This is a genomic window from Streptomyces sp. NPDC046931 (assembly GCF_040644655.1).
In the GTDB taxonomy this organism is placed as follows: Bacteria; Actinomycetota; Actinomycetes; order Streptomycetales; family Streptomycetaceae; genus Streptomyces.
The window spans coordinates 12,547-34,165 of record NZ_JBEYWX010000027.1 but is presented as its reverse complement, the minus strand read 5'-3'; the positions used below and the strand labels follow the sequence as shown (position 1 = coordinate 34,165).

21 protein-coding genes and 1 pseudogene are annotated in these 21,619 nt (G+C 68.8%); 10 read left to right on the top strand and 12 right to left on the bottom strand.

Annotated features, from left to right (window positions below; all coding sequences use genetic code 11):
• Positions 1-7 precede the first annotated feature (7 nt).
• Both ABZ876_RS32560 and ABZ876_RS32555 read right to left on the bottom strand, forming a co-directional pair.
• Positions 8-658: a response regulator transcription factor gene (locus ABZ876_RS32560; protein ID WP_361788708.1), complete on the bottom strand. Its 651-nt coding sequence runs from the start codon at positions 656-658 to the stop codon at positions 8-10.
• The gene (locus ABZ876_RS32555; RefSeq protein WP_361788707.1) at positions 646-1,929 is read right to left on the bottom strand and encodes a histidine kinase; all 1,284 of its coding nucleotides are present in this window, start codon (positions 1,927-1,929) and stop codon (positions 646-648) included. Before ABZ876_RS32555 ends, ABZ876_RS32560 begins: the two co-directional genes overlap by 13 nt.
• Positions 1,930-2,064: 135 nt before the next feature.
• On the opposite strand from ABZ876_RS32555, the gene ABZ876_RS32550 reads away from it, so the two are divergent.
• Together ABZ876_RS32550 and ABZ876_RS32545 are read left to right on the top strand one after the other, a co-directional pair.
• Entirely contained in the window at positions 2,065-2,580 is a 516-nt protein-coding gene (locus ABZ876_RS32550; protein ID WP_361788706.1) for a hypothetical protein, read from the top strand.
• Between the two features lie 53 nt (positions 2,581-2,633).
• Positions 2,634-3,350, top strand: a complete 717-nt coding sequence (locus ABZ876_RS32545) for a methyltransferase domain-containing protein (RefSeq protein WP_361788705.1) — start codon at positions 2,634-2,636, stop codon at positions 3,348-3,350.
• Between the two features lie 253 nt (positions 3,351-3,603).
• Here the strand turns inward: ABZ876_RS32545 and ABZ876_RS32540 are convergent, their stop codons facing one another.
• From ABZ876_RS32540 to ABZ876_RS32525, 4 genes are all read right to left on the bottom strand, one after another.
• Positions 3,604-3,852 carry a hypothetical protein gene (locus ABZ876_RS32540; RefSeq protein ID WP_361788704.1) on the bottom strand — a complete coding sequence of 83 codons (249 nt, stop codon included), beginning with the start codon at positions 3,850-3,852 and terminating at the stop codon, positions 3,604-3,606.
• 613 nt (positions 3,853-4,465) lie between these two features.
• Positions 4,466-5,674 carry an endonuclease/exonuclease/phosphatase family protein gene (locus ABZ876_RS32535; RefSeq protein WP_361788703.1) on the bottom strand — a complete coding sequence of 403 codons (1,209 nt, stop codon included), beginning with the start codon at positions 5,672-5,674 and terminating at the stop codon, positions 4,466-4,468.
• A 213-nt stretch (positions 5,675-5,887) separates the two neighbouring features.
• Complete coding sequence (locus tag ABZ876_RS32530; protein ID WP_361788702.1) at positions 5,888-6,154, bottom strand: hypothetical protein; 267 nt, start codon at positions 6,152-6,154, stop codon at positions 5,888-5,890.
• Positions 6,151-6,729: a hypothetical protein gene (locus tag ABZ876_RS32525; protein ID WP_361788701.1), complete on the bottom strand. Its 579-nt coding sequence runs from the start codon at positions 6,727-6,729 to the stop codon at positions 6,151-6,153. The genes ABZ876_RS32530 and ABZ876_RS32525 overlap by 4 nt, the downstream gene beginning before the upstream one ends.
• 282 nt (positions 6,730-7,011) lie before the next feature.
• Here ABZ876_RS32525 and ABZ876_RS32520 point away from each other — a divergent pair, with 282 nt between their 5' ends.
• Positions 7,012-7,224 (top strand): hypothetical protein, encoded by a 213-nt coding sequence (locus tag ABZ876_RS32520; RefSeq protein WP_361788700.1) that lies wholly within the window; start codon positions 7,012-7,014, stop codon positions 7,222-7,224.
• A 145-nt stretch (positions 7,225-7,369) separates the two neighbouring features.
• Here ABZ876_RS32520 and ABZ876_RS32515 read toward each other — a convergent pair whose 3' ends face one another.
• Positions 7,370-7,543, bottom strand: coding sequence for a hypothetical protein (locus ABZ876_RS32515; RefSeq protein WP_361788699.1), 174 nt, complete (start codon positions 7,541-7,543; stop codon positions 7,370-7,372).
• Positions 7,544-7,671: 128 nt separating this feature from the next.
• Here ABZ876_RS32515 and ABZ876_RS32510 point away from each other — a divergent pair, with 128 nt between their 5' ends.
• Positions 7,672-8,295 (top strand): hypothetical protein, encoded by a 624-nt coding sequence (locus tag ABZ876_RS32510; RefSeq protein WP_361788698.1) that lies wholly within the window; start codon positions 7,672-7,674, stop codon positions 8,293-8,295.
• Between the two features lie 68 nt (positions 8,296-8,363).
• Here the strand turns inward: ABZ876_RS32510 and ABZ876_RS32505 are convergent.
• The 3 genes and pseudogenes from ABZ876_RS32505 to ABZ876_RS32495 form a co-directional block, all read right to left on the bottom strand.
• Positions 8,364-9,238: pseudogene (locus tag ABZ876_RS32505) on the bottom strand (IS5 family transposase).
• A 55-nt stretch (positions 9,239-9,293) separates the two neighbouring features.
• Positions 9,294-10,427 carry an IS630 family transposase gene (locus ABZ876_RS32500; RefSeq protein ID WP_361788697.1) on the bottom strand — a complete coding sequence of 378 codons (1,134 nt, stop codon included), beginning with the start codon at positions 10,425-10,427 and terminating at the stop codon, positions 9,294-9,296.
• Positions 10,428-10,513: 86 nt separating this feature from the next.
• On the bottom strand, positions 10,514-11,062 hold the full coding sequence (locus ABZ876_RS32495) for an N-acetyltransferase (RefSeq protein WP_361788696.1): 549 nt from the start codon (positions 11,060-11,062) through the stop codon (positions 10,514-10,516).
• A 225-nt stretch (positions 11,063-11,287) separates the two neighbouring features.
• Here ABZ876_RS32495 and ABZ876_RS32490 point away from each other — a divergent pair, with 225 nt between their 5' ends.
• From ABZ876_RS32490 to ABZ876_RS32475, 4 genes are all read left to right on the top strand, one after another.
• Complete coding sequence (locus ABZ876_RS32490) at positions 11,288-12,082, top strand: winged helix-turn-helix domain-containing protein (protein WP_361788694.1); 795 nt, start codon at positions 11,288-11,290, stop codon at positions 12,080-12,082.
• Positions 12,079-12,891, top strand: a complete 813-nt coding sequence (locus tag ABZ876_RS32485; RefSeq protein WP_361788692.1) for a tyrosine-type recombinase/integrase — start codon at positions 12,079-12,081, stop codon at positions 12,889-12,891. Before ABZ876_RS32490 ends, ABZ876_RS32485 begins: the two co-directional genes overlap by 4 nt.
• A 407-nt stretch (positions 12,892-13,298) precedes the next feature.
• Positions 13,299-15,392, top strand: a complete 2,094-nt coding sequence (locus tag ABZ876_RS32480; protein ID WP_361788690.1) for a site-specific integrase — start codon at positions 13,299-13,301, stop codon at positions 15,390-15,392.
• On the top strand, positions 15,389-15,949 hold the full coding sequence (locus ABZ876_RS32475; RefSeq protein WP_361788688.1) for a DUF6262 family protein: 561 nt from the start codon (positions 15,389-15,391) through the stop codon (positions 15,947-15,949). Before ABZ876_RS32480 ends, ABZ876_RS32475 begins: the two co-directional genes overlap by 4 nt.
• 73 nt (positions 15,950-16,022) lie before the next feature.
• Here the strand turns inward: ABZ876_RS32475 and ABZ876_RS32470 are convergent, their stop codons facing one another.
• On the bottom strand, positions 16,023-18,668 hold the full coding sequence (locus ABZ876_RS32470) for a Helicase associated domain protein (protein ID WP_361788686.1): 2,646 nt from the start codon (positions 18,666-18,668) through the stop codon (positions 16,023-16,025).
• A gap of 608 nt (positions 18,669-19,276) precedes the next feature.
• Between ABZ876_RS32470 and ABZ876_RS32465 the strand changes: the two genes are divergently transcribed.
• Positions 19,277-19,813 carry an SMI1/KNR4 family protein gene (locus ABZ876_RS32465; RefSeq protein ID WP_361788684.1) on the top strand — a complete coding sequence of 179 codons (537 nt, stop codon included), beginning with the start codon at positions 19,277-19,279 and terminating at the stop codon, positions 19,811-19,813.
• Between the two features lie 220 nt (positions 19,814-20,033).
• Positions 20,034-20,207: a helix-turn-helix domain-containing protein gene (locus ABZ876_RS32460; RefSeq protein WP_361788768.1), complete on the top strand. Its 174-nt coding sequence runs from the start codon at positions 20,034-20,036 to the stop codon at positions 20,205-20,207.
• Between the two features lie 343 nt (positions 20,208-20,550).
• Here ABZ876_RS32460 and ABZ876_RS32455 read toward each other — a convergent pair whose 3' ends face one another.
• Positions 20,551-21,498, bottom strand: coding sequence for a YcxB family protein (locus tag ABZ876_RS32455; RefSeq protein ID WP_361788683.1), 948 nt, complete (start codon positions 21,496-21,498; stop codon positions 20,551-20,553).
• Between the last annotated feature and the right edge of the window lie 121 nt (positions 21,499-21,619).

Sequence of the window (21,619 nt, the reverse complement as noted above, 5' to 3'; positions counted from 1 at the left end):
TCGCGCACTATGCGGTCGCAACGCCCAGGAAGCGCAGCACCGCTAGGACGCGGCGGTGGTCGGCGTCGGCCTTGGGCAGGTCGAGCTTGGTGAAGATGCTGTTGATGTGCTTGGCGACCGCGCTCTCGCTCACGACCAGCTCGGCGGCGACGCCGGAGTTGGACCGGCCGCCCGCCATCAGCTCCAGCACCTCCCGCTCGCGCGGTGTCAGCCGGTCGAGTGGATCGCTGTGCCGGCGCACCAGCAGCTGCGCGACGACCTGCGGGTCGAGCGCGGTGCCGCCGGTCGCCACCCGGCGTACCGCCTCGGCGAACTCCTCGACGTCGGCGACGCGTTGCTTGAGCAGATAGCCGACGCCCGAGGTGTTGGCGGCGAGCAGATCGGCGGCGTACCGCTCCTCCACGTACTGCGACAGCAGGAGCACGGCGGTACGCGGGTACTGGCGGCGGATCACCAGCGCGGCGCGCACTCCCTCGTCGGTGAAGCCGGGCGGCATGCGCACGTCGACCACGGCGATGTCGGGCCGGTGCTCCTCGACGGCTGCCAGCAGCCCTTCCGCGTCGGCGACTTGCGCGCACATCTGGAAGCCGGCCGCCTCCAGCACCTTGACCACGCCGATGCGCAGCAAGAGGGAATCCTCGGCGATCACGGCGCGCACGGCAGCTCCACGGTGATGACGGTCGGGCCCCCGGCGGGGCTGTGGCAGGAGAACGTGCCGTCGATGGACGCGACGCGCTTGGCGAGCCCGGCGAGCCCGGTGCCGCCGGCCGCCGCGAGATCCGCGCCGCCCGCGCCGTCGTCCGCGACGACCACCAGCAGTGTCTCCTCGATCCGCTCCACGGTCACGTCCGCCCGGGTCGCCTGGGCGTGTTTGACCACGTTCGTCAGGGCTTCGGAGACCACGAAGTACGCGACGGCCTCGACCGTGGGTGAGGGGCGCTGCGGCAGGTCCACCGCCACGCGCACCGGGATCGGGAGGCGGGCGGCGACCCCGGACAGCGCGGCGTCGAGGCCGCGGTCCTCAAGGACGGCCGGATGCAGGCCGCGCACGAGGTTGTTCAGCTCGGCGATCGCCTCCTTCGCCTCGCGGTGCGCCTCGTCGATCACCTTGCGGGCATCCGCTGGCAGGTCGCCGAGGGTGGCCCTGGCCAGGCCCAGGTTGACGGCGAGTGAGACGAGGCGCTGCTGTGCGCCGTCGTGCAGGTCGCGCTCGATCCGCCGCCGCTCGGCGTCGGCGGCGTCGAGCACGCCGGCCCGGCTCTCGGCGAGGTCGGCGACCCGGCGGGCCAGCTTCTCCGTGCGGCTGGGGCCGAGCAGGACCTCGGCCGCCCGGGTCTCCAGCCGCACCAGAGCGCCGGTCAGCCGGGGCCCGAGGAACAGCAGGGCGAGGCCGCCGGCGGTGATGTACGCGGCCTGCGTGGTGTACCCGAGGTCGGTGACCCGCAACTGCGGGGGCAGCGCCCAGATCCACACGTAGATGGAGGCGGCCACGAGAGCGGCGGCCCAGACGGCGAGGACGGCGAGGTCCAGGACGGCGAGCAGCGGACCCGCCACGGCGTGGTAGCAGACCTGCCGCCACAAGGCCCGCGTGGTCAGCCGACGTACCGCCGACTTCCAGTTGCGTCCCGGCCCGGGCACGGCGGGGCGCGGGAGGTCCTTGCCGACGAGCGCCCGGTAGCGTCGCCGCTGCCCGACGGTCAGCAGGGGTGTCACCACGAGCGTGAGCAGCACGGGCAGCGCCACGAGCGTGAGCAGGACGGGCAGCGGAGTCATGGCCGGCACCAACGCCGCCAGCGTGCCGAGCAGCCAGAGCCACAGGGGCACTACGGCGAGGTGGAGCGGCAGGCCGGCGGCGACGAGCGCGGTCCGGTGTCCCGCCCTGCGGAACGGCCGGCCCAGCACCAGCTGCAGCCACGTCGTGAGTTGCATGCGTCAAACGGTAAAGCCGCAGGCCATCCCCGTGCCATGACGCTCCCGCCCGGTTCGGGGGTGCACTTGTCTCCACCCCGGGTTGGAACCCTGTGTGACTGACGGCGCCCTGGTGTGCGGCGGAGGGTGGAGCACGTGAAGGGGAGAGCCGACCGGGAGCGGGGGAAGACGATGCGTCAACTGGTGTTGTGTGATGAGGAAGTGGCCGGTGCCGAGGGCTTCGACCGCGCCGAGGTCATCCCGCTCCACGAAGAGGCGGAGGAGCCGCGCCCGGCGCGGGGCATGCGGCGGGCCGGGTGGCTGCTGGTCGCCTGCGGGCTCGCCCTGCTGCCGTGGCTGTACGTGCTGGCCACCGGCCTGCCGGCCACCGCGACCGCGGCGCACTGGCCGGTCGCCTGGGTCGGGCTCGACGCGCTGGAGGCGCTCGGCCTGATCGCCACCGGCCTCCTCGCTGCCCGCGGCGACCGGCGGCACGCCCTGGCAGCCGCCGCGACCGCGACGCTGCTTGTGGTGGACGCCTGGTTCGACACCACGACCGCGGCCCCGGGCGGCGACTTCGCCACCGCGGTCGCCATGGCGCTCGGCGCCGAGCTGCCGCTCGCCGCGCTGTGCGGCCGGCTGGCGCTGCGGGCGCTGAGCCGACACGCGTGACGCCGACCGCCCGACTACGTACCACGGACCGAATCGATCCATCGGAGAACACCATGCACCGCATCCCCACCGCCCCCGTCGCTCCGATCCCGGCCCGGACCCGCTGGGCGGTCGCCGCCGGCGCGGGCGCCGCGTTGGCCGCCGCCTGGTGGCTGGGCGACACGGCGCCCTATCCGTACGCCCAACGCGGCCTGCTCGACGTGCCGTTGCCGTTCCTGACCGCCGGCCGGATGGACGCCGTACTGCGGCCGCGACCGGGGGAGCGGATCCTGGAGATCGGCCCGGGGACGGGCCTGCAGTCGCTGCACGTCGCCCCGCAGCTCGGGCCGGAGGGACGGCTCGATGTGCTCGACATCCAGCAGGAGATGCTCGACCACGTGATGTGCCGCGCCGAGCGCGACGGCCTGGCGACGATCAGGCCCACCCGCTCGGACGCACGTGAACTGCCCTACGCCGACGGGACATTCGACGCCGTATACGCCGTGACCGCGCTCGGCGAGATCCCCGAGCCGGATCGGGTACTGCGCGAGGCGGCACGGGTGCTGGCACCAGGCGGGCGGCTGGTGATCGGCGAGTTCTTCGACCGGCACTGGATCCCCTTCGGCCGGCTGCACCGGCTCGCCGACCCCGCTGGCCTCCACCTGACCGAGCGCCGCGGCCCAAGCCCGGCATACCTCGCCCGCTTCCGACCCTGCAGAGCCGACGCGCCAGGCCACCAGAGCGAGCGCCTCACCCACAGCGACCGGGACACCAACGACGGGGAAGCGTGAGCAGCGCACGCAGGGACCGCGATCACCGAGTTGAACAACCTGGTGCGCGGTAGGCCGCTCCAAGAGGCGAGGGGGCTCCGCCCCAACCGCGGCCAGCCACGAAAACCGCGGCGCCGGCGTTGCGGAACCCGAGGCCGTCCTGGACGACCCGCAGTGGGTGGAGTGGCGCGGCGGCCCTGCCCATGAGTTCAGCGCCGCTTGACGTCCGGAATGCTGCGGGGTCGGGTAGGGAAGTCCTGCCCGACCCCGCCGGTTAGTCGATCAGGTTGTGCAGCCCTGCTGTGCATCCCGCGGCAGCGACGATGCCGGCAATGATCGCCTTGGGACAGGACTTCTCGGCGAAGAAGGTCAGCACGCCGATGCCGAGGCCGCTGACGAGGCCGATGAAGAGGATCAGCGCGGTTCGCTGTGACAGAAGTGCCGGTTTCCCAGCGGGTGTCGACCCGGGCGTGCTGGGTGGATCAGGATGTGCGGATGCGGCAGAGCGCTCGTCCCGAGGCATCGGGATTCTCCTAGAACGCGAAGGAGCAGAGACGGCGGACACCTGTGGTGGTGTCGTCCGCGTGGGGGTGGTGCGCGCCTCGCGGTCGGCTGTCCTGCTGCGGCTCTCTGGAGAGCGTCCCTGTGGGGCTTCGACCCGGCCCAGGGTGGGCGTGTCCAGCGTAACGGTGATCGGCGCAGGTGTTGCCCGGGGAGTCTGGCGGCTGGTCATCGGTACTGCCTCTGGCATGAGTTCGACATGGCGGTCGGGACAGTGACAGGGCTCGGGTGCTTCCGTCTCGTCCTGCCGGGCACGGCTTCTTCACCCCGTAGGGCCGGAAGCCGGGACACGGACAGCAGCGGCCGGGAAGAGAGATCCCGAGGCATGACGAAGGCCCGGACACCGGGTCCGGGCCTTCGTCATGCCTCGGGATCTCTAGTGAGTCGAACGCTGGTGACGCTGCGGGGCACGGTGGGCCACGATCACTCGCTTCACCGCAGGGTGGCTATTCCTCGACCAGCCTCATCTCGACCCAAAGGGCGCGCGGGCTTCCAGATCATTGATGATGTCGGTCCACGGCCGTTAAGTTGACACACCCCCAGCATCAGCCCGGGTCTCGGGACGCGAGAACGCATCACTCCCACTCATGGGGGTGGAGGTAGAAGGACTGGAAGGGAAGGGCAGCGGGGTGCGCGTATGGGGAGGGCAGGAGGGGGTACAGAGCTACCTGGGCACCCTCGCGGGTGTCGCCGCGGCTGATGCTGGCGACCTCGTTGATGGTGGCGGTCGCGGGGTAGCCGATTGCGGTCAGGTTCGGCAAACGCCGGTCGGGGTGTTCCAGAACGAACTGCTGGCTGACGGCATCGGCATCGCAGTCCCGGAGTTGCAGCTCGGCGTACCAGCGCTGGGGAATCCGGGGATAATGGAGGTCGATGCACAGGCGGCTGGCCATGTTCATGATCGCGTAGCGGCTGTTCGCTGCTACGCGGATCAGGCGCCAGCGGGAGGTGTCGCCGTCGTCGCGAGTCTGGATGACAGGGGCGTTGATGCGGGTGCTCTGGGCGCCCACCAGCATGTCGTTGTTTTCGGTGTGCATGGTGAACTCGACCGGCTCCCCGCCCGCCTGCAGGGAGCCGAACTGGACGGGCCAGTGGTCGCTGGTGCTGTTGGCACCCACGGTGCCCTGCCAGTTATCGGTGTCGACGTTGGAGATCATGTAGTCGTATTCGCCGCCGTTGGCATGGGTGGCCTGGCCGGGGCTGTAGATGCGGTAGTCCCTCGGGAGATCCCGCAAGGTGGGCACGGCCTCCGGACGCCGGTTGAAGTCGCCTAACGCCGCCCAGCGCAGATTCTGGACCCGAGCGGTGTGGGCGATGCGGCGCAGCAGCGCGCCAGTGTCGTTGCCGCCGGGGGACTCAGCGTGCACGGAGGCGAACAGGACGCCGTCGCCGCGGTGGGCGACGGCGAGCGCGGGTCGGTAGACGCTGAGGATCTCGTAGATGTTGCTCGGCTGCCAGCGTGTGACCATGCCGATGTTCCGGCTAGGGTGCCGCAGGATGAACAGATATCGGTAGGGATCACGGGCGCTCTCGCGCCATCGGTAGCGCTCGATTCCACGAATGTCTCGCAGGCGCTCACTCGCGCTCGGCGCGTTCAGCGGGACTTCCTGGAGGGCGACCACGTCGTGGTGTTCGGTGAGGCTGTACACCCCCGGCCATCGGGAACTGCTCTGGTTCATGTTCCAGGTGGCCGGGTGATGACTGTCCGGTGGCGCCGCCTGTGCCGTAGTGGCCGAGGTGACGATGACTCCGCAGACCAGGAGGAAGGCCGCCAGCATCGACACCAGGGTCCTTCGGGGGCTTCCTCGGTGCCCGGTTGCCGCTCTGCCGCCCGTGACGCGAAGGGCCGAGCCGAGCCCGGCGGCGGCCAAGCGTCGAACATGGGTGACGATGGACATGGATGTGCCCCCTGATTGTCGTGATGCTCTGACTGAAAGCGGGACAACTCTCCTGGAGGATCCCGGCCTCAGTAAGCCCGGTTTCGGACGTTACGCCGGCTAGTCGCGGGAATCACCCTCCGGCGGTTCGCCGGCCCCGGCCGGTTCCTTCCCGTCCGGGGCCTCGGTCACGGCAGCAACCTGACTCCACCGCTCCTCCGGTTCCTCATCCGAGTAAGCGGGGAACGGATGGCCGCCCTCACGGAAGGCGCGGAACTCCCTGAGGACAGCGAAACCGCATTCAGTCTCCTCGGGCCGGGAACCGTCGCCGAGGTAGAGCTCCGCCATGGTCATGCTCTCGGCTGCGTCCGGACGCTCGTTCGTCATCGCTGCTCCTCTCTGTCCTGCTGGACGATCTGGGTGACCCGGCTCATCCATCTGTGCCGGCGTACCCGTTCGTTGACCTCCGTGAGGCCGAGTTCGAGTGCGCACTCCTGGGGCGTGAGCCCGTCGAGAACGAGGGAGGCGTGCTTTCGGTCCCGCGGACTCAACTGCTGGATCACGAGGCGGACCCGTTTGCGGTCCTCCTGTTCGGCGAACAACTGTTCCGGTTGTAGGGGGCCGCTGTCTGGCAGGTCCTGTGTGGCAGCGGTATCGCAGGCGACTTCGTGCTGCAGGCGCCGGGCCTCCGACTTCAGATGGTCTTTTGCACGCCACTGCACACGGGCCCTCATGAAGGCACCCAGCCGGTCCAGCGCATCCTCGCCCCCCCACTCCTGTGCGGCGGCCTCGCGAAACGCCGTCATGACGACGTCTTCGCTGTCCCCTTTGGGAAGGAAGAAGCGGCTCTGCGCGAAGCCCACCCACGGAGCGAAGTTCTCCCGGAAGTAGCTCTTGAGGAACTGACTCGAACTCTGCGGCGCCTGGTCCTGCGGCTTCGCGCTCGACTTCTCATGGCTCACGTCTCCGGCTCCCGTAGTCGTTCTCGGCCCGGCAGGGACCAGGCCTTCGCGGCTGGGCGCGATCCGCCCGATACATCGACGACGCCGGCCAGCGGTCCGTTACACCCCCGAGCCGAGATTCTTCACGCGGGAGAACGAAGTGACGGGAAGGCGGCTCCGGAGCCGTGCAGACCTACGAGCCGCGCCCGCTTACCTGCATCCACAGCACCGTCTGTAACAAAAGCCGCTCGGGCGACGTCGGCACCGTGTCGGCGCGCGGCCGGCCGGACACAAAGGAGAAGCATGAAGCTGGTGGTGCTGTTCGCGCTCGGGCTGTCTGGGGCGTGGCGTGCATGGGGATCCGCCGGGACCGTGCGGAGGACGGACCTGATGCCCCTTGTCCGGACATCGCTGGTTGCACTGTCGGTGCTGACGCTTGGGGCCGCTGCCGTACTGGCATCCGACCCGGCGGACGTCCCCTCGGTGGTGCGCACCGTATTTGGCGCGCTGCGCTGACGTCGGAGGCCGTCATGGGCCAAACCGCTCTGGCGCTCGTCCGCTGGCCTGCCCGGGCAGCCCGTGTCGCCTGCCCATTCCGAGCTCGCTGGACGGGTTCGCCATGCCTTCGCCCGCGAACTAGGGCGTGTATCGAAAGTGCTGGTCACAGCCACTGGTCGAGGACTGCGATCAGCACGGTCGCCTCGTAGCGGACGGCGAGCTCGTATCTCGTGGCAACCGCGCGGTGGCGCTTGAGCCGATTAATGCCGTCTTCGCTCGCAGTTGGGCGCGGGCGGCGACCTCGGGCACCACCGCCGAACCGAGCCTGCTCGTCCATGCTCGACTTGAGCGGTGCTCGCGGCGCTTTCGCATCATGGCCAGGCAAGGAAGCTTTCGACTCATCAGAGCCACACCCGGCCTCCGCTCACTAGAGTCAGGGGCCTTGGAGAGTCAAGGGGGAGCTTCGTGACCTTAGCTGTGGGTTTCTTCGATCTGTTCACCTACGGGATACCAGGAGCACTGCACCTATCCTTGATCATTTACGTGCTCACACGCTTGCAGATCATCGATCTCACAAGTCTGGCCTCGGCACCGTCAGCGCTACAGGTGGTCGGAGTCGGTGTTGCCAGTTACCTGTTGGGGCATCTCGCCTATCCGCTGAGTGCCCTCCTGGACAAGGTGGCACCGCGTTGGAACTGGAGTGCCGAGGACGCTCGTCTCGATTTCGTGGCCAGAGTGCCCGAGTCCCGGGACCGAGCCTTCGTGCGCACTGACACATCTCTGCTGCTGGCTGCGGTGGAACTCCACGACAAGGAGGCAGCGGGCGAGATCACTCGGCTTCAAGGCGTCGCGTTGATGCTGCGCAACTCGGCCCTCGCCCTGGTGTTCGCGCTCTTCATCGCGGTGATCGAGCTCGTCATAGGATCCGATCGTGTGCTGGCGGGATGCTGCGCGGCACTGCTACTTGTGAGCCTGACTGCAGCAGTCAGACACGGGCGCCGTGTGCGGCACTGGGACCGCCTGAAGACGTTGGAGATCTGCTTCTGGATCCCAGACATCGACGACAGATTCAGCTCCAACCACCAGTGATCACAAGCGCGCATCCGCGGGCCTGAGGCTCCAACCTCAGAGCCTAGGGCGTGGATCGAATGTGCTGGTCACAGCCACTCGTTGATTGCCGCGACAAGGACGGTCGCCTCGTAGCGGACCGCCAACTTGTCGTACCGCGTGGCTACGGCCCGGTGCCTTTTGAGGCGGTTAATACCGCACTCGACCGCGTGCCGTTCGCGGTAGTCAATCGGGTCGAACTTCGGCGGCCGACCGCCAAGCGAGCCACGTTTCTTGCGGTTGCGGGCCTGGTCGGACTTGTCCGGGATGGTGCAGCGGATGCCACGCCGTCGCAGGTAGGCGCGGTTCTTGCGAGAGGCGTACGCCTTGTCCGCGCGGACCCGCCGCGGCCGAGTGCGGGGCCTGCCCGTCCCCAGCCGGGGAACCCGGATGCGGCCCAGGACGACCTCGAACTGCGGGAAGTCCCCTCGCTGCCCCGCGGTGATGACGATCGACATGGGCTTTTGCCTCTGTTCGACGGCCAGATGCAGCTTGGTGGTCAGCCCACCGCGCGAGCGTCCGAGGCCATGGTCGGCCGGCTCGGTGGCGACGCCGCCGGGTGGCTCCTTCTGCAGATCCCCCCTTTTCGCGCCCCGGCAGCATGCTGGTGGGCACGGACGACGGTGGAGTCGACGTTGAGGTCCCAGGTGATCAGGTCCTTCGCGTCGGCCCGGGCCTGCAGTTCGGTGAAGATCCGCTGCCAGGTGCCGTCCCGCTGCCAGCGGCGGAACAGGTCGTACGCGCGGCCCCACGGCCCGTACTCCTCCGGCGCATCCCGCCACGGGATACCGGTGCGGACCCGGAAGCGTATGCCGTCGATCAGCTGTCTCCTGGTCCATATCGGCGGTCGGCCCGGCTTCTTGCCCTTCGGCAACAGCGGCTCCAGCGCCGCCCATTGCTCCTCTGTCAGATCTCCACGTGCCACGGGCCGAGATCATCTCAGCTCAAGATCTACTTTCGATACACGCCCTAGTGCCGCATCAGGCAACGTTTGCTCTGTCGACCACTTCACGTAGCCGTTCGTCAGCGGCGTGCTTGTTCCGCCAGATGATGTAGCGGCGGATCATGCTGCCCTGCTCTTTGTGGCTGGCGTGGTCGGTGCCGTCCAGGGCGAAGTAGCGCAGGGCGGTGAACTGGGCCTCGATGCGGTTCAGCCAGGAGCTGTTGGTCGGTGTGTAGGCGAGCTCGACGGTGTTGGCTGCGGCCCAGTCGCCGACCCGGGAGTCCTTCTTCGTGGTCAGGTGCGGGGAGAAGTTGTCGAGCACGATCGCGATACGGATGTTCGGCGGGTAGAGGCTGCGCAGGTAGCGGCAGAACTCCAGGAACCTCGTCCGGTTCTTCTTCGGCTTGATGTGGCCGTAGAGCTTGTCTTTGCCCAGGTCGTAGGCGACGAACAGGTGCCGGACCCCGTCTGGACGGTTGTAGGTCGCCCGCCGACGGGGCCTCGGCTCTCGCTCGGGGTCCTTGTGCCGTCCGCCGCGCTCGACCCACTGCCGCCCGGGGTGGGGCTGGAGGTTGAGCGGGCCGAACTCATCCAGGCAGAAGACGACTTCGGGTTCGCCGTCCTCGGGTATGACCTCGCCGTCGGCGATCGCGTAGAGGTGCTCGACGCGGGCCTTCTTGGCGGCGTAGTCGGGGTCGCGGGAGGTCTTCCAGGTCTTTATGCGTTGAAAGGACACGCCCTCCTCGCGGAGCAGGACCCGAAGGCCCTCGTGGCTGATGTCGTCGACCACCCCCTCGGCGACCAGGAAGTCGGCCAGCTTGGCCAGACTCCAGGTCGAGAAGGGCAGGCCGTGCTCGGCTGGCTTGGACTTGGCGATCTTCTTGATCTCGCGCCGCTCGGGCAGGGTGAACGTTCTGGGCCGGCCGCCCTTGTACTTCGGGTAGAGCGCTTCGAAGCCGTCGGAGTTGAAGTTGTGGATCACATCCCGCACGCGGTCCGCGCTGGTGAACGTCACCTCGGCGATCTTCGCCACCGGCATGCCCTGCGCGGACAGCAGCACCATCTGCGCCCGCCGCCAGGTCACCACCGACCCAGTACCTCTGCGGATGATCCGCAGCAGGCGCCTGCCCTCGTTGTCCTCGATTTCGCGGACGCGTACTCGTTCTGCCACCCGCACAGCCTGGCGACACCACCCCGCCCGGACCAGCATCCAAACGGCGCGTCATGTCACAAGCAGGGGGATCGGCACTCGCGTCACTAGGCGTTGGGGTCACGCAAGCCGACTGCGTCATGCCGCCAGAACGGCTCTGCATAGACCAGCGTCCCCGTCATCCATGGCTCATGCTCCGGGAACCTGATGACCTGAAAGGCACCATCCGGGATGCGCAGGGACGGCTTTCGGAAGCCCAGGCCACCACCGGGCACGAAGCCGAAACGCGAGTAATAGCCCGGATCACCCTCCAAGAAGACGAGCGGAACAGCCCGCTCGGCGAGGACCCTCAGTCCGTGTCGAACCAGGGCTGAGCCGATACCCCGCTTATGGAGCTCAGGCATCACGGCCAAAGGACTGAGGACTTGCACGTCAACCAGCCGACGAGGCGCATCGAGAAGACTGCGGGTGAACATGACATGCCCGACGACCTGCCTGTCGTGCTCGGCGACCAGCGAGAGACCGTCCTCGGGTGTGATGGTGTCCCGCAGGGTATCGACCAGGTCGGCCACGACAAGGCCATGGTCACCGAACGCCTGCAGGTGAACATCCCGCACGGCCTGCCTGTCGCTCGGAAGTTCTTCGCGAAGATCCATGCCCGGAGGCTAAAGGCCCCTCCGGGCGGCTCGCACACGGTTTTGGAACCGGAAGGACACTCGGCCAGTGCCCGCTCAGTTGCACACCGGACCAGCATCCGAACCGAACGCTCGCCCCGGCGGGGCGAAGGTTCGCTGATGCGGCATTACTGATTTCGGCGTCGTAGGGTCTGGGTCTTCGTCGGACCTGGTGACGGCGTCCGCTTTGGCTGGTACCCCGAAGGCATGCGGTACGCAGATGGGGGCGGGCTGACCGCCGAGCAGCGCAAGCGCCGCGAAGAGGTACGGATGCGGGCCGTCGGCCTCTTCGAGGAGGGTGTGAAAGTCCCGTGCGTCGCCCGGGAGTTACGGGTGAGCGAGAAGTCCGTCTATCAGTGGCGCCGTGCCTGGAAGGCGGGCGGGCGCGACGCCCTGCGTTCCAAGGGGGCCCCGGGCTACGACTGCCGGCTCGGCCCCCACCTGCGGGCCAGACTCGCCGCCTGGCTGGACGAAGGACCAGCCGCACACGGCTGGGCGGACGACCAGGTGTGGACCGCCGCCCGGGTACGCACGCTGATCGGGCGCAAGTTCCACATCTCCTACAGCGTCTCCGGGGTGATCCGGCTGCTGCACCGGATGGGCTTCAGCGTGCAGATGCCCGCCCGGCCCGCCACCGAACGCGACGAGAACGCGATCACCGCATGGCGGGAGGCGACCTGGCAGGTTTCTCCGGCGACTGGCCTCGAGCGGTGGGTGGTGGTAGATGCCCATACGTTTGACCTGCAGCCGGAGGCGGTGACCTACCTTGCCTCCTTGCGGGCGCGGGGGTGTTCGCCGAACACCGAGCGCGCGTATGCCGGGCGGGTCGCCCTGTACTTGAACTACTGCCGGATGCGGCGGCTGGACTGGCGGACTCCCGGCTTCCTGGATCTGGCCGGGCTGCAGCGGTGGCTGGTCGAGACGCCTGTCCCGCCCCGGGCTGGCAGGTGCGGCCTGGGCCGGTCCGTTACCGGTCGCGGGGAACGGCGAACGCGATCATGACGGTGGTGGGGGAGTTCCTGCGGTTCGGTGTTGCGCACGGCTGGGTGCCGGCCGACACAGCCGGGCTGCTGTCCCAGCCGAAGTTGCTGCGCTTCACCCCGCCCGGCTTCGACACCGGCGAGGCGGGCCAGCGGCGCCAGGTGCAGGCGGCCGCGTTCCGTTTCCAGGTCACCGAGCCCGGCTATGAGGACCTCAGCGGTGAGCAGATCCGCCGCATGATCGCTCTCGCCCCCAGTGCCCGGGACCGTTTCCTGGTCGGGCTGCTGGCGTGTACGGGGCTGCGGATCGGTGAGGCGCTGGGCCTGCACCGCGGCGACATGCACCTGCTGGCTTCCTCCCGTGCTGTGGGCTGCGGCGTCGAGGGCCCGCACGTGCATGTCCGCCGCCGCACCGACAACCCCAACCGCGCCCTGGCGAAGTCCCGCCATCACCGCTTGGTGCCGGTCACCGCCGACCTGGTCGCCCTCTACACCGACTACCAGTATGAACGCGATCAGGTAGCCGAGGCTGCGGAGTCGGAGATGGTGTTCGTGAATCTGTTCCGCCCGCCGCTGGGCCGTGCCGTGTCGTATCCGAACGCCAAGGAGATGTTCGACCGGCTGGCCCGCAGGGTGGGGCATGCGTGTCGCCCGCACATGCTGCGCCACTCGGCGGCGACGCGCTGGCTGCGCGGCGGCGTCGACCGGGATGTGGTGCAGCGGCTTCTGGGCCACGTCTCCCCGTTGTCGATGGAGCGCTACCGGCATGTCGACGATGCCGAGGCACGGGCGGCGGTCGAGCGCGTCGACTCCCTCAAACAGCGCCCATGATGAGTCCGTCTGCTCTCGCGCGGCTTCCCGAACCGAGTCCCGAGGACGCAGAGGCTCTCGGCGACGGGGGATGGGTGCGGTGGCTGCGGGACCATCTTGATCCAGGCTGGCGGCCGAGTGAGTGGCGGCAGGACTGCTGGCTGTTCACCGGCAGTGTTCAGGAGCCGCGCAGCTCGGTGTCCCTGTGCCGTACGGAGGCGTGCGACACCGTGGTCTCGCCCGCCAACATTTTCTGTCCGTTCTGCCGGGAGGAGCAGAAAAGGTCGCCACTGCCCGCCGCAGAGTTCGCGCGGACCTTCGTACCAGCGCGCGCCCGCGTGCCGTTCGGGGGCGTTCCGGAGCAATGCAGCTTCACGAAGGACGGGCAGCGCTGCGTTAGGCCCCGCCATTGCAAGGGGCTGTGCGTCATGCACTACACCCAGTGGAAGACCCACACCACCCGCAAGCTCGCCGGCCAGTGGGAAGACACCGCCGTCGCCTTCACCGACACCCTTGCTTGCCCGGTCCCCGCCTGCCCACTGCCCCGCTTTCAGGTCCGGGGCCTGTGCCGGCACCACGCGCGGCGCTTCCGCTGGCATTGCCGCACCCACCCGGGAGCCGCCGTGGCGCCGTGGGCGGCGCAGCAGCATCCCTGTCTCGCCCCGCACCAGTTCAGCCTCTTGCCTTTGCCTGAGCCGCTGCGTGAAGAAGTCCTCTACGGCCTGCAGCAGGCGGATCCGTGGCTGCGGATCTTCGACCCTCCGCAGGTTCGCCGTATGGTGCGCGACCTCAACGGCGTCACCACCCTCGTCAGTGACATCACGGACCAGCAGCTGTGCCCGCGTTCCACCCGCGACGTGCTGAGGATGCTCGGCCGCGTGCGGACGGCAGTGCAGACGGGGCACGCCCGGTACACCGGCACCGCACCGGCACAGCATGACCTTCTGGACCTGCGTGCGCTCGGCCAGCGCTCTCGCACACCAGCCGGTATCAGAACTCCCAAGACTGTCGACCTGCGCAGCATCAAGCAACGGTGGCTGCGGGACCTGCTGCGCACCTGGACCATCCAGCAGCGCCCCGACGCAGACGAGTTCGGCCGTACCCTGCGCGGCGTCGAGCTGGCCTCCCGGGCCCTCGTACCACGCCCGGGAACGGACGATCCGACGCGGTTGCGCTACGACGATGTCACCGCCGTGGTCGAGGCGTTCCGTACCGCTCTCAAGCTGGACGGCGAACCGGCGGGCTGGAACTATCGCATGTCCATCGCCAGCCACTTTTTCGCTCTGATCGACTACGGCCGCCGTTCCGGAGCCGCGGACAACCTCTCGGCCGCCTTCGTCCGCGATCCAGCCGCCCACCGCATCCCCCAGGAAGAAGCCAACGAGGACGAGATCGGCAAGGCGATCCCCGAACCGGTGATCCGCCAGCTCGACGCCCACCTCCACCTTCTCGGCCAGGGACGGGCCCGAGGCCGGCGCACCCTCGCCCCCGCGGACCTGCAGCTGATGTACCGCACCGTGTACATCCTCCTCAGAGACACCGGACGCCGGCCCCTGGAAGTTCTCTCCCTGCCCCGTGACTGCCTGGAGATGCGCCACGATCAGATCTCCCTGGTCTGGCACAACCACAAGGCCCGTCGCCACCGCCGCCGCCTGCCCATCACCGCCCCCACGGCCCAGGCCATCCACGACTGGAGAACGCGCCGAGACCAGCTCCAGCCCAGCCTCCCGTCCGCCGGCGCCGACCACCTCTTCCCCGCCCTGACCCACCTCGCCACCCGCCCGTACCTGCACACCAGCTATCTCAGCGAGACCCTGCGCGACTGGGTCGACTCCATCCCTCACCTGCACGCAGAAGGTATTGACACACAGGGCAACCCACTGCCCTTCGACCGATCCCTCATCTACGCCTACGCCTTCCGCCACTCCTACGCACAGCGCCACGCCGACGCCGGAACCCCCCTCGACGTCCTGCGTGAACTGATGGACCACAAGTCCGTCAGCACCACACAGCGCTACTACACCGTCTCCCTGAAACGAAAGCGCGACGCCGTCACCAAGCTCGCCGCCCACGTCGTCGACAACCAGGGCCAACCCAGCCCCTGCTCTGACACCGCCTACGAACTGCGCTCCGTTGCCGTCCCCTACGGCGGATGCACCGAACCCAGCAACGTCAAAGCCGGAGGCGGCTCCTGCCCGATCCGCTTCCAGTGCGCCGGCTGCGGCTTCTACCGCCCCGACCCCTCCTACCTCCCAGCGATCGAACAGCACATCAACGAGCTGCGCGCCGACCGCGAAACAGCTCAGGCCATGAACGCCGCCGAATTCGTCATCACCGCCCTCACCGCCCAGATCGCCGCCTTCGAGCAGGTCACCGACCGCATGCAGCGCCGCCTCGCCACCCTTCCCGCCGCACAACGCCAGGAGATCGAAGAAGCCAGCACCATCCTGCGAAAAGCCCGCGCCGGCACCGCCCACACCCTCCTGCCGCTCACGGCTATCTCCAGGACCGGCCCAGCATGAACTCCCACGGCAACCCGCACACCCTCGCCCAGGCCCGCCGCCGGGCCAGCCTCGACAAACGCCAGCGCGTCCTGACCGCGCTCACGGCTCTGGAGCAGCAGGGCAAGAAGATCACCCACGCCGCGGTCGCTCGCACCGCCGGCGTCTCCACATGGCTCACCTACGCCGAAGGCATCCGCGAGCACATTGAAGCCGCACAGCAACGCCAGCAGCCCACCATCCCCCCACCCGCGCACACCCGGAGCACCACCGCAACCCTGATCACAGAACTTGAGCTGGCCAGGCAAGAGATCCGGACCCTGCGGGAAGACAGGGAACGGATGCGGCAGGCAATCCGGCACCAGCTCGGACAGCAACTCGACGCCCTCGGCACCACCCACCTGACCCAACGCCTCGACGACCTCACCCGAGACAAGCAACGACTCGAAGACAGGCTCCAGCGGGCCACCGAAAACAGCAATGCACTCCAGGCCCGTGTCACCACCCTGGAGGCTGACCTGGCCGCAGCACGGACCAGCCTTCGACGAATGATCCGAGAGGAGAACACAAGCCGCTGAACGGGGCTCCCACGGTCACACTCCACGGCACACGACTGTGACTCACAAACAGTCACTGTTCAGCGCGCTGCTTCTACGCCCACTCGACTCCCAACTCGGTCAGCTCAGCACGCTGCTCCGGAGCGAGCTTGTCCCGCCTCGACTTAGCGTTCGAGACCCATACGCCCAGGCGGACCGGTGTGGTCTCGCCCTCCAGCATGATCTCCTCCGAATGCCCCCTGGGGACGCGGTGGTGGCCTTCGCGGGCGATGTACTGGGCGAGGGCCGCCAGGCCCCGCTGGAAGGCCACTGACGCCTTTTCCCGTCCCTTCGCGGCACCCGTGGCCGGTGCGGAGGCGGGCCGTGCAGCGGGCGCTACGCCCAGCTGGGACAGCCGCCGTTGCTGTTCCTCGGACAGATGGGACCAGTCGCGGCGTTGCCGCTGAAGCCACTTCCCGAGGTTGTCACCTTCGTATTGCACGCCGGGTGCGATGTGGGGGAGGACGCCGTGGGGTTCGTCGGCGGCGAGGTCGCGGAGAACGGCGTAGTGGCGTTGCCAGTCGAGTGGCCAGGGGCAGTTCCAGTCCCGGTCGATGGCCGCCAGCTGTTTCGCCCGCTCTGCCGCCCGTACCGGGTTCTTCCCGAGGCCGCCCTTTCGGCGCAGGTTGGCCATGTGCTGGCCCACCGGCATCATCGCCTCGCCCTCGCCCCAGACCGCGTCCTGGCGCGGGGCGAGGTGCCCGGTGGCCCGCCGGTAGGACCGCAGCGCGGCGAGCTTGGTCTCCCAGGCTTCCTCGCCGGGTTCCCAGACCATGCCGGCCTCCGGTGCGTCCAGCAGCTCCTTACGGTGGGGGTCGAGTTCCCCGGCCCGCAGGGCTTTCCTCTGCTGGTGCACCCACCGGCCAAGCGGAAACGACTTCGTGGCGCCCACTTCGACCTCAGTGTCGTAGGGCACGGCTTGCAGGCCGGTGATCTCGTGCTCCTTTCGCCAGCGGAGCAGGGCCTGGTAGCCCTCCAACCAGACGAGGCTTTCGGGCCGGTAGACGCGGGTGCGGAGGAAGGCGGCGATGGTGGCTGCGTCCCGGGGGGAGGAGAAGTGGAGCAGGGCCGACTCGGTAGCGGCGTCGGAGCCGTCGTCTTGCTCCTGGTCCTCGCCCACCTCGCCGCTGGCCCCGACGATCCGCCCCTCTTCGTCGCGCCGGAGGTGGACCTTGCGTTTCCCGCTGGTGAGGGCACGGTTGGCGAGTTGCTCCACGAGGCGCTCCGAGTGGGAGCGCAGGCCTTGGAGCACGGCTACAACGGGTGCGAACGAGGCTGAGGTGATCATGTCGGTCGGGTCCTCGCCGGGCTGGAGGAAGACCGGCACAATGATCCGCGCCGTTTTCGCGGTCCCGTCCGGGTTCGGACGGAGTGCCCGGCCGATGTTCTGGACGATCTCTACCTGGGAGCCGCGGGTGTCGGCGAAGCACACGGCTTCGACTCCGCGCTCGCCGGTGATGTCGACGCCTTCCCCGAGGACGCGGCAGCTGGCGAGGAAGGCGCGGTGGACCCGGCGCCCGGCCGCGTCGATTCCGTTGGCGAACTGCTGCAGGACCTCGCGCCGCTCGGTGACGAGGTGGTCGCCGCACAGCCACGCCGACCACACCCGGTGCGGGGGTACGTGGCGGCCGGCCTCGAGTTCGTAGAATTCCGCTTCGATGGACGACTTCGGCAGCTTGTCCGCCGCCGCCAGGTCCTCGTCCGAGGCGTCGTTGACGTAGAGCTCGGCTGCCGTCTCCGGGAGCTTGTCCGCGAACGCGGCGGCCTCTTCCACCTTCTGGTGGAAGGTCATGACCGTGCGGAGGTTGTACGCGGCGGCGTGCTCAAGGAGCGCGGTCTGCAGCAGCGCCAGCCGCCGGCCCCGCTGCGCCTCCTCCGACTCCCCGAGGACCGGGGAGGGGTCGTGGATCTCCAGCACGTCGATCTCGAACCCGGCGAGGATGCCCCGCTCGATCGCCTCCGAGAGCCCGAGCTCGGCCAGCCACGGCCCGTAGGTCTCAGAGTCCTGGCCCATCGACGCGAGCTCCAGCTCCTGGCCCTCCGCGCCCCACTGCGGCCGGGGCGAGGCCAGGATGCGCGGCGTCGCGGTGAGGTAGAGCCGGAAGTTTGCCGGGATACGGGCGTTGTCGTGGATGGCCGCCCACGGCCTGCCAAGATCGCCTGCGGTTGAGTGCGCCTCGTCCACGATCGCGAAGTCGAAGCCTGCCATCTGCTGGCCATAGAGCCGCTCCCCGCCCGCCAGAGCGGCCTCCAGCGGCCCACGGACGTTCCCCCGACCGAGCGGATCCTCCGGGTCCTCACGGTCCACGAGGGAGGCGTACGTGGCGAACACGACCACCGGCCCCTTCCCGGCCCACAGCGCCAGCTGGATGGGGTTGGTGGTGGTACGCACCCCCAGCGAGTTGAGCACCGGGTCGTTCTCCAGCGAGCACACCGCGACCATCGGGGCCCGGTGCCCCACCAGGCGCCATGCTTGGGCGGTCTGCACGAGCAGGTCCAGGGTCGGCACGGTGACAAGGATCCGTCCGCTGGGGAAGCACTCCAGCGCGCACGAGGCGGCGGTGATCGTCTTACCCGATCCGGTCGCGGACACGATCGTTTCCCTCGCACCCTCCGGCGGCACAGATGATCTTGCAGGGAATCCGACCCATTTCCGGAACCGTGATTTCTGTTCCACCTGGTGTTCTCGGAGCTGGATCAAAAGACTTCTCCCGGCTCGGGAAGGTGACGGAAGCGATCCGGTGTCCGCCGCGTTGGTAGAGGCCGCCGTCTCTTCCGTGGATGGCCCAGGCTCTCACGGCTGCTTCACCGGGTGATGCCGCCATCAGGTGGACGGCCGAGGCAGGCATGTCCGGCCCTGCGCACCCACGGCCGGCTTTGTTCATCAGAGCCGAGTTTGGGAGGCACCGAGGTTCCTGCCAGGGCAGCATCGGGATGCTCCTGGTGAAAGGTGCTGGTCCTGCCACAGATGTCGAAGGTCGAGCTGTTCCGAACCGCCTACGACCCCAAGGCGCAGCTGGAGACGGTCCAGGCACCGTCATGGCGGTAGGTGTCACGGCGCCGCTCTGCGCTCGTGGACCGAGCAGCACCTCGCACCGGACGCCCCCCAAGAGGCCGTAGCCGCGCTCACGGAGCTGATGCAGAGCGGCGCCCTGTCCGGCGTAGGCCGGCCCGGCCAGCTGCGGGTCGAGGCCGGGCGGGACGCCCCGAGCCCGGGCTGAGGAACCCGCCAAGGTCGATTGAGTGCGATAGCTGCCGATCTTGACGTGAGCGACGATGCTAAAAGATTGTTGTATGTGGGTTCAGCGAGTGATCGAACTGACCGGGTGGGAGCCGCTCGGGATCTCCGTCGACTGGGCGGCGATCGAGGGAGAGCTGGGGGTTCCGCTGCCGGCGGACTACAAGGAGCTCTACGAGGTGTTCGGCGGCGGCGTCTTCAGTGATTCCGTCTACTTTCTGGGGCGCGACGAGGGCCCCGCGTTCGACTTCCTGAGACAGTGGCGGGTCGACCTGGCAGTCGACCAGGACAGCAAGCTCAAAAACGTCTCCGCCGTCGATCCCTACGCGATCTACGCGCCGGGCGGCAAGGGGCTGGTTGAGTGGGGCTCCACCGAATGGGCCGACGAGTACTTCTGGCTGATCGATGCCGAGCGGCCGAGCGATTACCCCGTCCTCGCGCGGTCCAATGATATCGGCGCATGGCACCGGTACGACATGTCCACCTCGGAGTTCCTCTACCGCGTCCTTGCCGATGCCGATTTTCAACCCTTCGGGATCGCGCAGTACGACCTCGGCACGACGTTCGAGCCCGGCTCCGGCGACCCCTTCGACGGCCAGCCACTCTGACGAGAGGCTGCCCCCCCACGTTCATGGACACGACAGAGCCGCCTTTTCTCATCCAGATCCGTGAGCCAGGTGATCACCAACTGCCTCCGGAACCGGTCGTCAAACGCTGTTCCTAGAGATCAACGAAGCCACTCCCGCCTCCAACGAGGCCGCCATCAGCGAACTGCTTGCGTACGCAGCCCGCGCCGTCGCCCACAGCCGATAGCGGCCCGCTGCGCACCTGCGTATCCAGCTGCTCAAGGGCAAGCAGCCCAAGCTGACCACCCGCCAGCAGGCTCACCTCGTGAAGGAACACGCCACCGGCGACTACACCGTCGCCGACCTCGCCGAGATCTACTCCGTCAGCCGCGCCACCGTCTACCGCGTCCTCGAACGCGCCCGCGAGAACACATAAGCCCGTCACACATAGCTACTTGTCGGGCGGCGGCAGCTTTACGAGGACAGGGCCACGATCCCCGCGAGTTTGCGGAAACTGAAGGTTCTTCAGCGGGAACCCGAGGGTCTGCGGGTGCCATTGTCGGGGGGTGGGCCCGTGGGTTCGTGGCGAACACGCGGGATCGGCTTCGAGGTCGGCTTGGAGGAGCTGCCGGGCGGAGTCCGCGTAGCGGATGGCGGTCTTCTCGTCGATTCCGAAGACGAGCGCGAGGTGGAGCGGGTCGGCACCCTGTGTGAGGGCCTCTTCGAGCACCTGCGGCGGCTGCGCCGCGCAGCCGCCGAGGAGTGGGCTCCGGGCCCGCTCAGAAGTGGTAGCAGGCGTAGTCGCCGTCGGGGCCCCGGGCGATCCGGTCCGAGCCCCAGCAGTGCAGCATCGGTCCGATGCGGTAGACGGCGGCGCCGCCGACCAGCAGCACGGCTGCGGCGAGCACGGCGGTCACGATCCGCATCACCTTCATCCGGCGTACGACCCACCACGCGCGGGCGACGGCTGCCACCCCCAGGTTCAGGGCGATGGCCGAGACGGGCGCGTTGTTGTGCTGGAGCCCGGGGAAGGCATCTGGGTCTGCGGCCTTCTGGACGGCTGCGTAGGCGAAGAAGAGCAGCACCAGCCCGAGGAGCAGCAGCCCGACGGAGCCCGCTCCGCGCCCGATGTCCCGGCCCCGGCTCGGCGTCCTGTCGGCGTCCGGCGCCGCGGCGGCGTCCGCGCGTACGAGGCGCCGATCGAAGATCGCCCGCAGCCGGTCCGCGTCCTCCGGGTTGCTCAAACCGCGCTTGGGCAGGACGCCGACGCCGACGGCGGACTTGTCGGCGCTGAGCAGCACGAACAGCTCCGGGGTCTCGGCATAGCGCGGGTAGAGGTGCCAGTCGAGGGTGGCCGAGCTGTGGGCGGTGGTGAGGCAGATCCCCGTGTCGTCGACGACGGCGCGGAAGTCGCCCTGCCGCTCGCTGAGCCGGTGGAACTGGCGGGCCTGCAGCCGCGGCCCGGCGGTCATGAAGGCGACGGAGGCCACCAGCGCCAGGTACAGGTACCACGGGGTGTCACGCCGGCCGTCGCCGAGCGTCGACAGAAGGACTCCGACGGCCGTGACCACCAGCGTGTAGATCAGCAGCCGACGCCGGAAACGGCCCGCTCTGGTGACCTTCGCCCGGGTGCGGATCGCTGCCCCAAGGTCGTCGACGGTGAGCCGGTAGGCCAGCTCCACCGGTCTCTCCGCGACGGCGTCCGTCGCTTCCCGGCCCTCGGCCATGTCCCCTCCCCGGCTCGGTGATCAACCGGATCGTAGCGGCGGGGAGGGAGGGGACGTGCTCGGGGTCAGGAGGCAGTTCTGAGAGCGTCGCCGCCCTGGTCGTGACCTGCTGGAACCGTGC

Bases quoted from the DNA above. Each gene is read 5' to 3' on its own strand.
- ABZ876_RS32555 (WP_361788707.1), bottom strand. From the start codon at position 1,929: ATGCAACTCACGACGTGGCTGCAGCTGGTGCTGGGCCGGCCGTTCCGC.
- ABZ876_RS32545 (WP_361788705.1), top strand. From the start codon at position 2,634: ATGCACCGCATCCCCACCGCCCCCGTCGCTCCGATCCCGGCCCGGACC.
- ABZ876_RS32540 (WP_361788704.1), bottom strand. From the start codon at position 3,852: ATGCCTCGGGACGAGCGCTCTGCCGCATCCGCACATCCTGATCCACCC.
- ABZ876_RS32530 (WP_361788702.1), bottom strand. From the start codon at position 6,154: ATGACGAACGAGCGTCCGGACGCAGCCGAGAGCATGACCATGGCGGAG.
- ABZ876_RS32520 (WP_361788700.1), top strand. From the start codon at position 7,012: ATGAAGCTGGTGGTGCTGTTCGCGCTCGGGCTGTCTGGGGCGTGGCGT.
- ABZ876_RS32515 (WP_361788699.1), bottom strand. From the start codon at position 7,543: ATGGACGAGCAGGCTCGGTTCGGCGGTGGTGCCCGAGGTCGCCGCCCG.
- ABZ876_RS32495 (WP_361788696.1), bottom strand. From the start codon at position 11,062: ATGGATCTTCGCGAAGAACTTCCGAGCGACAGGCAGGCCGTGCGGGAT.
- ABZ876_RS32490 (WP_361788694.1), top strand. From the start codon at position 11,288: ATGCGGTACGCAGATGGGGGCGGGCTGACCGCCGAGCAGCGCAAGCGC.
- ABZ876_RS32485 (WP_361788692.1), top strand. From the start codon at position 12,079: ATGACGGTGGTGGGGGAGTTCCTGCGGTTCGGTGTTGCGCACGGCTGG.
- ABZ876_RS32480 (WP_361788690.1), top strand. From the start codon at position 13,299: ATGCACTACACCCAGTGGAAGACCCACACCACCCGCAAGCTCGCCGGC.
- ABZ876_RS32475 (WP_361788688.1), top strand. From the start codon at position 15,389: ATGAACTCCCACGGCAACCCGCACACCCTCGCCCAGGCCCGCCGCCGG.
- ABZ876_RS32455 (WP_361788683.1), bottom strand. From the start codon at position 21,498: ATGGCCGAGGGCCGGGAAGCGACGGACGCCGTCGCGGAGAGACCGGTG.